The organism is Plantactinospora sp. ZYX-F-223 (assembly GCF_039649625.1).
Lineage (GTDB): Bacteria > Actinomycetota > Actinomycetes > Mycobacteriales > Micromonosporaceae > Plantactinospora.
In genome coordinates this window covers 87912-99743 of record NZ_JBDJAV010000026.1, presented here as the reverse complement: position 1 = coordinate 99743, position 11832 = coordinate 87912, and the positions used below count along the sequence as shown (strand labels likewise).

At 71.2% G+C, this 11832-nt stretch carries 13 protein-coding genes; 8 read left to right on the top strand and 5 right to left on the bottom strand.

The annotated features are described in order from the left end of the window. Positions 1-136: 136 nt before the first annotated feature. Genes AAH979_RS25410 through AAH979_RS25400 form a run of 3 tightly spaced genes read left to right on the top strand, consistent with a single transcriptional unit; the run spans position 137 to position 1523 of the window. On the top strand, positions 137-436 hold the full coding sequence (locus tag AAH979_RS25410) for a metalloregulator ArsR/SmtB family transcription factor (RefSeq protein ID WP_346260634.1): 300 nt from the start codon (positions 137-139) through the stop codon (positions 434-436). 44 nt (positions 437-480) lie between these two features. Further along, positions 481-888 (top strand): Fur family transcriptional regulator, encoded by a 408-nt coding sequence (locus tag AAH979_RS25405; RefSeq protein ID WP_346260633.1) that lies wholly within the window; start codon positions 481-483, stop codon positions 886-888. 20 nt (positions 889-908) lie between these two features. Beyond that, positions 909-1523 (top strand): hypothetical protein, encoded by a 615-nt coding sequence (locus tag AAH979_RS25400; RefSeq protein ID WP_346260632.1) that lies wholly within the window; start codon positions 909-911, stop codon positions 1521-1523. Positions 1524-1581: 58 nt separating this feature from the next. Here the strand turns inward: AAH979_RS25400 and AAH979_RS25395 are convergent, their stop codons facing one another. Further along, entirely contained in the window at positions 1582-3891 is a 2310-nt protein-coding gene (locus AAH979_RS25395) for a LamG domain-containing protein (protein WP_346260631.1), read from the bottom strand. Between the two features lie 250 nt (positions 3892-4141). Between AAH979_RS25395 and AAH979_RS25390 the strand changes: the two genes are divergently transcribed. Then, positions 4142-5110, top strand: coding sequence for an aldo/keto reductase (locus AAH979_RS25390; RefSeq protein WP_346260630.1), 969 nt, complete (start codon positions 4142-4144; stop codon positions 5108-5110). A gap of 1 nt (position 5111) precedes the next feature. On the opposite strand, the gene AAH979_RS25385 is transcribed toward AAH979_RS25390, so the two are convergent. Beyond that, complete coding sequence (locus tag AAH979_RS25385; protein ID WP_346260629.1) at positions 5112-7103, bottom strand: acyl-CoA dehydrogenase family protein; 1992 nt, start codon at positions 7101-7103, stop codon at positions 5112-5114. 423 nt (positions 7104-7526) lie between these two features. Between AAH979_RS25385 and AAH979_RS25380 the strand changes: the two genes are divergently transcribed. From AAH979_RS25380 to AAH979_RS25370, 3 genes are read left to right on the top strand one after another with little or no spacing between them, the layout of a single operon-like run. Beyond that, complete coding sequence (locus AAH979_RS25380) at positions 7527-7685, top strand: hypothetical protein (protein ID WP_346260628.1); 159 nt, start codon at positions 7527-7529, stop codon at positions 7683-7685. Between the two features lie 22 nt (positions 7686-7707). Further along, positions 7708-7962, top strand: coding sequence for a Scr1 family TA system antitoxin-like transcriptional regulator (locus AAH979_RS25375; RefSeq protein WP_346260627.1), 255 nt, complete (start codon positions 7708-7710; stop codon positions 7960-7962). Beyond that, the gene (locus AAH979_RS25370) at positions 7953-8141 is read left to right on the top strand and encodes a DUF397 domain-containing protein (RefSeq protein WP_346260626.1); all 189 of its coding nucleotides are present in this window, start codon (positions 7953-7955) and stop codon (positions 8139-8141) included. The genes AAH979_RS25375 and AAH979_RS25370 overlap by 10 nt, the downstream gene beginning before the upstream one ends. A gap of 110 nt (positions 8142-8251) precedes the next feature. On the opposite strand, the gene AAH979_RS25365 is transcribed toward AAH979_RS25370, so the two are convergent. Next, positions 8252-9355, bottom strand: coding sequence for an aldo/keto reductase (locus AAH979_RS25365; RefSeq protein ID WP_346260625.1), 1104 nt, complete (start codon positions 9353-9355; stop codon positions 8252-8254). A 99-nt stretch (positions 9356-9454) separates the two neighbouring features. Here AAH979_RS25365 and AAH979_RS25360 point away from each other — a divergent pair, with 99 nt between their 5' ends. Continuing rightward, a complete protein-coding gene (locus AAH979_RS25360; RefSeq protein ID WP_346260624.1) occupies positions 9455-10066 on the top strand; it encodes a TetR/AcrR family transcriptional regulator in 612 nt (203 codons plus the stop codon). A gap of 66 nt (positions 10067-10132) precedes the next feature. Here AAH979_RS25360 and AAH979_RS25355 read toward each other — a convergent pair whose 3' ends face one another. Continuing rightward, complete coding sequence (locus tag AAH979_RS25355; protein ID WP_346260623.1) at positions 10133-11053, bottom strand: serine hydrolase; 921 nt, start codon at positions 11051-11053, stop codon at positions 10133-10135. Continuing rightward, complete coding sequence (locus AAH979_RS25350; RefSeq protein ID WP_346260622.1) at positions 11046-11669, bottom strand: hypothetical protein; 624 nt, start codon at positions 11667-11669, stop codon at positions 11046-11048. Before AAH979_RS25350 ends, AAH979_RS25355 begins: the two co-directional genes overlap by 8 nt. Positions 11670-11832 lie beyond the last annotated feature (163 nt).

Genomic DNA, 11832 nt, shown 5'->3' with positions numbered 1-11832 from the left:
GAGCCCTGCGACGTGGTGCTCGACGCCGCCCGGGGGACCGTCCCGGACCCGGCGCCGCCGGCCAAGCCGGTACCCGTTGACCTTGGAACCGCGCACCGAACGGCGGTACGCCGTTAACAACGGTTACCGTTACAGGGTGACGAGCACAAACGCCTACGAGGCCTATACGGGCGCCGGTGAGCTGCTACGAGCGCTCGCGGCACCGATCCGGCTCGCCATCGTCAGCGAACTCGCGCACGGCGAACGATGTGTGCACGAGCTGGTGGAAAGCCTCGGCGCACCACAGCCGCTCGTCTCCCAACACCTGCGGGTGCTCCGCGGAGCCGGGGTGGTACGCGGCTCGCGACGCGGTCGGGAAATCGCCTATACCTTGGTCGACGAGCACATCGCGCATATCGTGGCGGACGCGGTGAGCCATTCGGGGGAAGCCACCTGACGGGGACGTCCGGGAGGCACCTGAGACGACGCGAGGAGGGCGAGATGGCAGCGGCGGAGAGCGGCGCGGCAGTACGCAACACCCGACAGCGCAGCGCGGTCAGCGCACTGCTCGGTGAAGTCGAAGGCTTCCACAGCGCCCAGGACCTGCACGCGATGCTGCGCAGCCGGGGCGAGCGCGTCGGGCTGACCACCGTCTATCGCACCCTGCAAGGGCTCGCCGACGCGGGCGAGATCGACGTGATGCGCCCGCCGGGCGGCGAGCACCTCTACCGGCGGTGCAGCGAGGGGCACCACCACCACCTGGTCTGCCGGGCCTGCGGCCGTACGGTCGAGGTGGAGGGGCCGGCCGTGGAGAGCTGGGCCGACCGGGTCGCCAACAAGCACGGGTTCAGGGACGTCAGCCACACCCTGGAGATCTTCGGCACCTGCCCGGAGTGCGCGGCTCGCTGACGTACGCCACGCTGACCGGCATGAAGTTCTATGCCGATCGGGTTCCGACCGCCGCCCGTCAACTCCTCACCGATCTGCTCGTCGTCGCCTGGATCTACCTTTGGATCCGGGCCGCGATGTGGTTGCACGACCTGGTGCAGAAGCTCGCCGTACCCGGACAGAAGCTGGAGGGGGCCGGCGGTGGACTGGCCGACAACCTGGCCGATGCCGGTGGCAAGATCGGCCGGGTGCCGGTGGTGGGTGACGAGCTGACCTCCCCGTTCGAGAAGGCCGCCGGGGCGGCCCGGGCGATGGCGGACGCCGGGCGCGACCAGCAGGAGTTGGTCGGGGAGCTGGCGTTGGCGTTGTCGCTGACCCTGCTGGTGTTTCCGCTCGGGGTGGTGCTGTTGGGCTGGCTGCCGTTGCGGGTCAGGTGGATGCGGCGGGCCGGTGCGGCCCGGGCGTTGCGGTCCGCGCCGGCCGGGCGGGACCTGTTGGCGTTGCGGGCGCTGGCGAACCAGCCGATCCGGAAGCTGACCCGGATCGACCCGGACGTGGCGCAGGCGTGGCGGCGGGGTGACGCCGAGGCGGTGGACGCGCTGGCGGCGCTGGAGCTGCGGGCGCTCGGGCTGCGCGGCGCGCCGAGCCGCCGCTGATGCCCCGCCTACGTGGACACCGTCGGCAGCTCGACGCGATCCCGCGCCGTCGACCGGATCAGTTCAGTCCGACTCGCAGCGCCTGCTTGTCGTGGAGATCCCGGACCCACGGGGCGGCCGTTGCCCCCTGAAACACCCGCAGCTCGTCGACTCCGCCGTACCAGTAGTCGGCGAACCCGCCGTCTCGGAGCGCACGGCCCAGCTGCAACGCCCCGCCGCTGGGCATTGGCCGCCACGGCAACGCCGTCTCCCCGACCTGCTCACCGTCGACATACAGCCGGATCTGCCGGCGACCGGCGTCGTAGACCCCGACCAGATGGACCCAGTCGTGGGCCGTCGCCGAAGCCGGCGACCGTGCCCCGACCTGTGCCGCCGACATTCCGTCCTCGGCGGTCACCACGAAAGACCACTTTCCGCTGCTGGCCTCGTAGCCCAGCCGGAAGGCCGACTCGTGCACGCCGGACTGGGAGACGAGGGCCTGGTCGCGGGAGCCGGTCTCGTCGACGCGACCCCAGACCGACACGGTGAACGAGTCATCGGTACGTAGTACCGGGCTGTCCTGCCAGTTGGAGCCCATCTCATCACCGACGTTGGCCTGGGAAGTGCCGTACTCGACGGTCCGCAGCGTTTCGTATCGTGGGTCGTCCGGGTCGAACTCCCAGGCGTCGTTCAACACCAGTCCGTTGCCCAGCGGCCCGTAATCGACCATCACGCCCTGGCTCAGGGCCAGGCGGCGACCGAACGAACCACCATCGGGTGCCTGGCAGAGGCCCGGGTCCGGGCCCGGCTCGTAGCAGGGAACGGCGGCGCTGAAATCCCACTGCCCGACCGGAAGCGGGGCCAACAGCCCCGGTTCGTCGAATCCGCCCGAGCCCGGGTCGCTGGCGAGCTGGCCGAGGAACTCGTGGTCGAGCAGGGCGCGACCGTAGACCCGCAGGTCGGCGATGCCGCCGTTCCACCAGTTGGCCGGAGCGCCGCCGGAGAACCCGCGACCGACGGCGAAGCGGCCGGTCGCGGCCCACGGCGTGGCCGTACGATCCACTTCGGCAACCATGACGCCGTCGACGTACAGCCGGAGCTTGCCGGCCGTCCTGTCGTACACGCCGGCCAGATGAGTCCAGCGGCTCAGGTCGGCCGCGCTGACCGATGCCGGGGCGGCCGCTGTCCGGGTGGCGCCGGACTCTTCGACGCCCTCCTGCACAGTGAAGGCCCAGTACGGCGCCGGCGGGCTACCCAGGTGGCGGATCCCGAGCGCGAAGGCCCCCGCGTCGGTGCCCTCCTGAGTCGCCACATCCGAGTCAGTAGTCGGCAGCACACCCGGGCGGACCCAGGCCGCCACGCTGTACGACCCGGTGGTGTCAAGCACGGCCTCGGTGGTGACGGCCTGCGAACTCGATCCGTCGAACGACGCGCTTCGCGCACCGATCATCCGGGTGTCGGGCGCCCAGGTCAGGTCAGTCGCCGTCAACGGCGTGTCCGCCGGGGCGGCCGACCAGTCGGCAAGTGCCTGTTCCTCGTTGACACCTGGATAGATCTCCAACCCCCACCGGGCGACCGCCGGAGCGGGCCGGGGGACGGTCAGCTCGACACTCCCCCGCCCCTCGTTGAACGCGGCGTCGACGGCCGCGACATACAGGATGTTGAGACCGAACGTCGGCGGTACCAGGGTCACCGTGGCAATCGTCGGGTTCGTACCGCTCGGAGCCACGACGGTCCTCGGAGGATCTGTCCAGCCGTACCGGAACTCCCTGACGTCATCGTCCGCTGACTCGATGCGGAACGTCACCGGCTGCCCCGGCCCGATCGGCGCGGTCACCGGGGTGACAGTCACTCGGGGAACGCTGACATCCGGGGTGAACTGGCACCACTTCGACCAGGGGCTCCAGCGCGGAGGTGAACCCGAGTCCACTGCCTTGACCCGGAACGCGTACGTGCTGTCGGCGGTCAGCCCACTGATCGCGGCCGTGCGGCCCCGCCCGTCGGCCGGGGCGGAAGCCGGCGGCGGCGGTGTCCGCCGTGCCGGGTACGTGGCCGTCACGGTGCCGATGCCGCCGGCCGGGACCTCGATCCACTCGTAGTGGCCGGTGAGGCTCTGGGTGGAATCGGCGTCCGGGTAGACCGCCGAGAACGTCGGGGTCATCGTGCCGATGGGCACCACACCGGACGCGGGGCACGCGAAGTCGGCCACCTGTAGTGCAGTAGGTGCGCCGGGCCGGGCGTTCCGGGTCGAACTGGCCTGGCCAGCGGCCAGGGCGGGATCGGCCGTCACCGGGGCTGCGCCGACGACGAGTCCGAGGGCGACCCCGACGCCGACCCAGCGGAGCCGGTTGGGCCGGAGGCGCCGAGCCTGCACTGCGGGTGTGGACACGCCCGTTGCCGGCGCCCGGCCGGCAGGGTAGGAATTCTCTTGGGACAAAACAACTCCCTCTGACCTGACGGGTGCCGGTGAACCTCGCTGGTGAGCCCCATCGCGTACCGGATGGCCTACCCTGACGGCTCGGCCCAGCTACGGCAAGGGGTTAACGTGGCCTCCACAGTAGAGCTGGGTACCAACCGGCGGCGCGGGCTGCCGCCACACCACGCCGACCTACCACCGATGCCGCAAGTCGAGGATTCCCGTGTACGGAGAACAGCAATCCCGTGACGTTCTTCCCCGCCGCCCGCTGGGCCGCACCGGGCTGCACGTCACCCCGGTCTGCATCGGCAGCGGCCCGCTGGGCAGCATGCCGGGCCTCTTCGGGTACGACGTCAGCGCGGAACGCGGCACCGAGACCGCGCTCGCCGCGCTGACCGGCCCGTTCAACTTCCTGGACACCGCCGCCGGCTACAGCGACGGGGAGAGCGAGCGGCGCATCGGTGCCGCGCTGTGCCGGATCGGCGGGGTGCCGGAGGGCTTCGTGCTGGCCACCAAGGTCGACCGGGACTTCACCACCCGCGACTTCTCCGGCGACCAGATGCGCCGCTCCGCCGAGGGCAGCCTGGAGCGGCTCGGCCTGGATCGGCTGCCGCTGGTCTATCTGCACGACCCCGAGCACATCAGTTTCGAGGCCGGCATGACGCCGGGCGGCCCGGTCGAGGTACTACTCGAATTGCAGCGCGAGGGCGTGATCGAGCACCTCGGGGTGGCCGGTGGCCCGGTGGAGCTGATGGCCCAATACCTGCGTACCGGGCACTTCGCGGCACTGATCACGCACAACCGCTGGACCCTGGTGGACCGCTCGGCCGGTGACCTGATCGACGAGGCGGTCTCGCTCGGCGTCGGCGTGGTGAACGCCGCCCCCTTCGGCAGCGGCATCCTGGCCAAGGGTCCGGCCCGGTTCACCAAGTACGCCTACCGGCAGGCCGACGCCGCGACGCTGGACCGGATCCGGGCGATGGAGGCGGCGTGCGCGGCGTACGGCGTACCGCTCGCGGCGGCGGCACTCCAGTTCTCGCTGCGCGACCCCCGGATCACCTCCACCATCGTCGGAGTGTCCCGCCCGGAGCGGATCGCCGAGACCGCCCGACTCGCCACCTGGCAGATCCCCGACGAACTGTGGGAGACCCTCGCCCCGCTCACCGCCCCCAAGGAGTCCTGGCTGTACTGACTCACTCGCCGCCCGGCTTCGGAATCCGGCGTCGTACGTCCTCGGCGGTCGACGGGCCGGGCTGCCAGGGGGCGACCCAGGGCAGGTCGGCCGGCGGAGTGACCACACCCTCTTCCAGGAACGCGTACCGGCCGGCGAGGATCCGCTTCGCCGCCGCCGTGTCGACCGAGTCGGTGTTCTCCCACAGTGCCCGGAACAGTGCCGCGATCCGCACCTTGGCCTGCCGGCAGAACAGGTCGGCCAGTTCCACGCCCTCGGGCCGGGTCTCCCGTTCGGCGTTCGCCCGTACGCAGACCGCCGACATCGCGAACAGTTCGGCCCCGATGTCCACGATCCGGCCGAGGAAGCCCTGCTTGTGCTCCAGTTTTCCCTGCCAGCGGGACATCGCCAGGAACGTCGACCGGGCCAGTTTGCGGGACGACCGCTCGACGTACCGCAGATGACCGGCGAGAGGGCCGTACTCGGCGTACCCGCCGGGGTTCTGGCCGCGACCGACCGCGAGGGTCGGCAGCCACCTGGCGTAGAACGCGCCCGCCCTGGCTCCGGCCCGGACCTTCCGGCCCAGTTCGGCGTCGGGATCGATGATGTCGCCGGCCACCGAGAGGTGGGCGTCGACCGCCTCCCGGGCAATCAGCAGGTGCATGATCTCGGTCGAACCCTCGAAGATCCGGTTGATCCGCAGGTCGCGGAGGATCTGCTCGGCGGCCGCCGGGCGCTCGCCCCGGGCGGTCAGCGACTCGGCCGTCTCGTAGCCGCGCCCGCCCCGGATCTGCACCAGTTCGTCGGCGATCTTCCAGGCCATCTCGCTGGCGTAGAGCTTGACCAGCGCGGCCTCGATCCGGATGTCGTTCGTGTCGTCGTCGGCGAGCAGGCAACAGAGGTCGAGCATGGTCTCCATGCCGTAGGTGGTGGCGGCGATGAAGGCGAGCTTGCTCGCCACCGCCTCGTGCCCGCCGACCGGCCGGCCCCACTGCACCCGCTCGGCGGCCCACTCCCGGGCCACGTTCAGCGACCACTTGCCGGCGCCGACGCACATCGCCGGCAGCGAGAGCCGGCCGGTGTTCAGGGTGGTCAGCGCGATCTTCAGGCCGCGCCCCTCGCCGCCGATGACGTTCTCGGCGGGTACGAGGACGTCGGAGAACCGGGTCAGGCTGTTCTCCAGGCCGCGCAGCCCGAGGAAGGCGTTACGCCGCTCGACGGTGATCCCGGGCGAGTCCGCCTCGACGACGAACGCGGTGATCCCGCCGCGCCGCCCCTCGGAGGCCGGCACCCGGGCCATCACCACCAGCAGGCTCGCCACCGTCCCGTTGGTGGCCCACAGCTTGACGCCGTTGAGCCGGTAACCGGTGCCGTCCTCGGTCGGCTCGGCGGTGGTGGCCAGCCTTGCCGGGTCGGAGCCGACATCCGGCTCGGTCAGCAGGAACGCCGACACCTCGCCAGCGGCCAGCCGGGGCAGGAAGCGCTGCTTCTGCTCGTCGGTGCCGAAGAGCTTCAGCGGCTGCGGCACCCCGATCGACTGGTGCGCCGAGAGCAGCGCGCCGATCGCCGGGCTGACCGAGCCGGCCAGCGTCAACGCCCGGCAGTAGTGCAGGTTGCTCAGCCCGAGGCCGCCGTACTTCTGGTCGATCTTCATTCCGAAGGTGCCGAGCCGAGCGAGCCCGGCGAACACCTCGTCGGGGATCCGGGCGTCCCGCTCGATCGCCGCGCCGTCCACCTCGGACCGGACGTAGCTGTCGAGCCGGTCGAGGAACTCCTGCGCCTGGGCGGCGCGCTCGGGATCGGGATCGGGCTGCGGCCACGGGTCGATCAGGTCCAGCCGGAGCCGGCCGAGGAAGAGTTCCTTGCCGAAGCTCGGCTTGCCCCACTCCGTCTCCCGGGCAGCCTCGGCGACCTGCCGGGCCTCCCGCTCGGAGACCTGCCCGGCCTCCTTCGGCAGCGGCCCGACTCCGTCCGACCCGCCCGCCGCCGGCCTGTTCTGCTCTGTGGTGGTCACGGCAACCCCCCTCGATCGAGTACGGCGCCAAGGAGGTAACCGCGCTCATCACTCCGTGCAGCGGAGCGGGCAACCCCCTGACGTGCTGCGGCCGAATACACCGTCCACGCTACTCGGTTTTGTTACCCGTCGGTAGCACTGAATATGCGGATGTCCACATCTCCGCCGCCGGCAGCGGACCGGCCGCCCGGCGGCATCGGTGTGCGGTGGCGAGACTGTCGAGCTGCCCCGCCTGTGCACCCACGCCCCCGGGCACCTCGACGTGCCGTCGGCGCGGCCCCATTCCAGAGACGTCCAGCATCTCGCCACAGGTGCCACCAGGAACCTTCACTGTCCGGTCAGTAGCCACTACGGTGCGCCCAGGAATCAGCCGAGGGAGCTACCGGCGCCTGCGGAGTGGCGCCGGGGCGGCGAGGGGGGATCATGGACGAACAGGATGGCCAGGCCCGCGACGGCCAACAGGGCGAGCGACCGGTCGAGGCACCGCTCATCGAGTTCATCCGGGCGCAGCTCCGCCGGATGCGGGTCACCGCCGGCCTGTCCCAGGACCAGTTCGGCAGGCGGATCAACTTCTCCAACTAGCTGGTGAGCGCGGTGGGCCGAGTTGCCGAACGTCGACCTGCTGGTCGTGCCGAACGGCATCGGCATGTACGCCGGGCTGGCCGGGCCGTTCGTGCTGGCCGCGCTGGAGGGCAACAGTTGGCTCGGCTATCTGGACAATCAGCTCCGTGGTCAGATCGTCACGCTGCCCGACGAGATTGATAGCCTGCAAGAGGCGTGGGAATGCGTCCGCAGCGAGGCGTTGCCGCGCCCGCACTCCCTCGACCTGCTCAAGGAAGCGGCGAAGACATGGACCTGAGCAACGCCCAGTGGCGCACCTCCACCCGCTCCTCCAACGGCGGTGACACCTGTGTCGAGGTGGCCGACAACCTCCCCGACGCCGTACACGTCCGCGACAGCAAGGACCGCCAGGGCCCCGTCCTCACCTTCACGACCGACGCCTGGCGCACCTTCGTCCACACCGTCAGCACCCACTGACCCCCGGCAGCCGCCGCGCCTGCGCCGACCTGGACACCAGATGCGCTAGGAGGCTGCCGTAACGCATCTGATGTCCAGGTGACCACAGCGGACCGGACGGACAACGGGCGTCAGCCGACCGGCTGGGCGGCGCCGTTCCACACCGGCGGGGCGTAGCCAGCGGGCTTGTCGCCGATGCCCAGCCCGGGGTTGACGATCCAGGACTGGTATTCCGGGGTGAACATCGAGTAGGGCCCCGCCAGCGGGACCGCGCTGGCCTCGTCGAGCCGGCGCCGCGCCTCCGCCGGGATCTCGAAGTCGAGTGCGGCCAGGTTGCTCGCCAACTGTTCCGGGCTGCTCGCGCCGATGATCGCCGACCCGACACCGGGTTGGGTGGCCACCCAGTTGATCGCCACCTGGGCCATGCTCCGGCCCAGCTCGGCCGCCACCCCCGCCAGCACCTCGATGACCTGCCACTCCCGCTCGTCGATCGGCCGCTGGTGCCCGCCGGGCGCGCCGAGCCGGCCCTCGCCGGTCACGCCGTCACCCATCCGCCGGTACTTGCCGGTGAGCAGCCCGCCGCCGATCGGGCTCCACGCGGTGAGCCCCAGCCCGAGCGACTGGGCCATCGGTACGAACTCCGGCTCGATCCCCCGGGCGATCAGCGAGTACGGCAACTGGAGGCTGATCATCGGGTTCAGCGAGTGCGCCTCGGCGAGGCTCTGTGCGCGGGCGGCGTACCAGGCGGGGACGTCGGAGAGGCCGGCGTAGCGGATCTTGCCGGCACGGACCAGGTCGTCGAAGGTACGCACCACCTCCTCGACCGGGGTGATCCGGTCCCAGGTGTGCAGCAGATAGAGATCGAGATAGTCGGTGTTGAGCCGGCGCAGCGTCGCCTCCAGGGCCCGGACGATGTGTTTGCGGCCGTTGCCGCTGGCGTTCGGGTCCGCCGGATCGATGCTGTTGGTGAACTTGCTGGTCAGCACGACCTTGTCCCGCACTCCGGCGGCGGCGATCAACGTGCCGAGGATGCGCTCGCTCTCCCCCGCCGTGTAGAAGTCCGCGGTGTCGACGAAGTTGCCGCCGGCTTCCAGATAGCCCCGGAGAATCGGCTCGGCCTCCGCCTTGGTTTTGCCGTATGCGGCATGGAAGCCGGAGGTGCCGAAGTTCATCGTGCCCAGCGCCAGCCGGCTCACCCGCAGCCCGGACCGGCCGAGCAGGTAGTAGTCGTTCATGTGCACAACCCTGCTTCGAAAAAATTGGACCGGCAAGTCCAAAGAACGCGCCTCGACCCCGAATAGAGTGGACCAGATAGTCCAGAGGATCGGATAGGCATGAATCGGACATTAACCCAGAAAGGCACCGCCACCCGGCAACGCATCATCGAGGGCGCGGCGGCCGAGATCCGGGAGCGTGGCGTCGCCGCGACCACCCTCGACGACGTACGGGCCCGGACCGGCACCAGCAAGAGCCAGCTCTTCCACTACTTCCCGGACGGCAAGGACGAGTTGCTGTTGGCCGTCGCCCGCTACGAGGCCGACCGGGTACTCACCGACCAGCAGCCGCAGCTCGGCGACCTCACCTCCTGGCCGGCGTGGTGGGCGTGGCGGGACCGGGTGGTGGCCCGCTATCTCGGCCAGGGAATGGACTGCCCGCTCAACGGCCTCGTCGCGCACCTCGGCCGGAGCACCCCCGGCGCCCGGGCCGTGGTCACCGAACTCCTCCGCGCCTGGCAGGCGGAGATCAGCGCGGGAATCCGGCACATGCAGGAGATCGGCGAGGTCGATCCCGGCCTCGATGCCGAACAGACGTCCGCTGCCCTACTCGCCGGCATCCAGGGCGGTGTCGTGGTGATGCTCGCGACCGGCCGGATCACGCACCTGGAGGCCGCGCTCGACGTGGGCATCGGCAACCTTCGGTCGAACCGGCGAGCCGACCCGGCCTGACGGCGGCGACCCGCCGGTCCGATCGTCCACATTGCCATCGCGTGATGCAGTAAATGGATACCGGCCTCAGTGTGCCGACCCACCGGCCGGCGGGATCCCGCGCAGCTCGGTCAGCGCGTACTTCGCGGCCTTCTCCACCGCCGCGATCCCCTTCTGCCGGGTCGAGTGGTGGTCGGAGAGTACGGCGATCAGCCAGTCCCGGCCCGGCTCGACGATCCGGCCGATGCTGTTCGCCAGCCACCGCCCGTTGTCGGCGTCGACCGTGGTCCAGCCGTTCTTGACGTAGCTGGCGGTGCTCGCCCGACCGGCGGCGGCGGTGATCCCCCAGTCCTGCTCCTTGTCCACCTGAGCCATCAGCCCGAGCAGGACGTCCCGGCTGCCATCGCTGAGCGGACCGGCCGGGTCGGTGACCGCGATCAGCAGCCGGAGCTGATCGGCCGCCGTGGTCGTGGTCATCCCCCAACTGGAGTTGGGCGTCGTCTGGCGCAGTCCGAGAGTCCGGTTCGCGGCGGTCAGTCCGGTCCGGTAGCCGATCGTGGCGTAGAGGCTGCTCGCCGCGGCATTGTCGCTGACCACGATCATCGACCGGGCCAGTTGGCGCTCGTTCGCGCTGAGCTTGCGCCCCTGGTCCTGGCGGCGCAGCAGCAGCGCGGCCAGGATGTCGACCTTGACGATGCTGGCGGTCTGGTACCGCCGGGTGCCGGCGGTGACCGCCAGACCGGTGATTCGGTCCCGCACCGCCAGGGTGACCCGGCCGCCGACTCCGCGCAGGTGGCGCTCGATCCGGGTACGCGCCAGCGCTGGGTAGTCCGGGGTCGGGCTGGGCGTCGGTCGGGCCGGGCTGGCCGCCGCCCCGGGCCGCGCGCCGGCATCCGCCGAACCCGCCCACCGGTACGCCAGCCCGGTGCCGGCCGCACCCGTACCGAGCAGTGCGGCGGCGGTGGCGGCGAGCAGCTCCCGGCGCCTCGGCCCGCGCCGGCTAGCCAAGGAGGTCCGCCAACTTCTTCACCACCGTGTACGCGGTGGCCCGGTCCACCGGACCCGGAACGTTCAGTGTCGAGAGCCGGTCGTCGTGGCGTACCGCCACCAGCAGCGTGGACCGGGCGGGTGCTCCGGGAGAGTCGATCCGCCCCTGCACCACCAGCCCGTCCGCGGGTGGGAGCGAAATGTCGAGCAGCCTGAACGAGATGCTGGCGCCGTAGGCGTCGTACCGGGAGCAGGTCGTGACGACCCGGCGTACGTCGTCGAGGGCCCGCACCGCCCAGCCCGGCTCGTACGCCTCGACGACCTGCGTCGCGACCAGCTCGGACGGCTCGTGCCGGTAGCGGCGCTGCACGGCGCCGGTCCGGTGCCGCTGGGCGGGGTAGTCCCCCTCCCGGTACGCCGGGCAGTCGGCCTGGAGCCACGGCCACGGCGGCTGCTCCGGCGGGTGCGGACTCTGCCGCCATCCCGTGCCCAACCCGCTGGGTTGGAGCAGAGCCAGGTCGAGTGTTGCCGGCCGGTGGGCCGGACCGCTCGCGGTCAGCCGGGCGCCCTGGCCGGCCGGGGGCCGGCGTGCCGGATCGGCACCGCAGCCGGCGGTGAGGCTGGCGACCGCCAGCACGACCAACAGGACGGCCGTCGCGGCCAGCCACTCCCACCCGCCCGGACCGCTCCGGACCCGTCGCGCGATCGGTCTGTCGACCGCCGGTAGCGGCCTTGCTCGGGCTTCCACGCCCCTTAATGACGGTCACCGCACCCGGGACGTTGCATGGACCGCCGGTCGG

Coding starts and splice junctions, on each gene's coding strand:
- AAH979_RS25360 (WP_346260624.1), top strand. CDS start 9,455: ATGAATCGGACATTAACCCAGAAAGGCACCGCCACCCGGCAACGCATC.
- AAH979_RS25370 (WP_346260626.1), top strand. CDS start 7,953: ATGGACCTGAGCAACGCCCAGTGGCGCACCTCCACCCGCTCCTCCAAC.
- AAH979_RS25380 (WP_346260628.1), top strand. CDS start 7,527: ATGGACGAACAGGATGGCCAGGCCCGCGACGGCCAACAGGGCGAGCGA.
- AAH979_RS25400 (WP_346260632.1), top strand. CDS start 909: ATGAAGTTCTATGCCGATCGGGTTCCGACCGCCGCCCGTCAACTCCTC.
- AAH979_RS25365 (WP_346260625.1), bottom strand. CDS start 9,355: ATGAACGACTACTACCTGCTCGGCCGGTCCGGGCTGCGGGTGAGCCGG.
- AAH979_RS25405 (WP_346260633.1), top strand. CDS start 481: ATGGCAGCGGCGGAGAGCGGCGCGGCAGTACGCAACACCCGACAGCGC.